This is a genomic window from Duganella aquatilis, from assembly GCF_009674565.1.
Lineage (GTDB): Bacteria > Pseudomonadota > Gammaproteobacteria > Burkholderiales > Burkholderiaceae_D > Rugamonas > Rugamonas aquatilis.
Genome location: NZ_WKJL01000082.1, coordinates 1 through 255, shown reverse-complemented (window position 1 = coordinate 255; position 255 = coordinate 1). Strand labels below are relative to the sequence as shown.

The following is a 255-nucleotide window of genomic DNA, read 5'->3' as shown; positions in this document are numbered from 1 at the left end:
GACTTACAAAACCGCCTGCGCACGCTTTACGCCCAGTAATTCCGATTAACGCTTGCACCCTACGTATTACCGCGGCTGCTGGCACGTAGTTAGCCGGTGCTTATTCTTCAGGTACCGTCATGAGCCGTAGATATTAGCCACAGCCTTTTCTTCCCTGACAAAAGAGCTTTACAACCCGAAGGCCTTCTTCACTCACGCGGCATTGCTGGATCAGGGTTGCCCCCATTGTCCAAAATTCCCCACTGCTGCCTCCCG

1 rRNA gene is annotated in these 255 nt (G+C 53.3%); it reads right to left on the bottom strand.

Annotation, left to right across the window (positions count from 1 at the left end):
* Positions 1 to 255, bottom strand: a 16S ribosomal RNA gene (locus tag GJ698_RS31525); the annotation flags it as partial.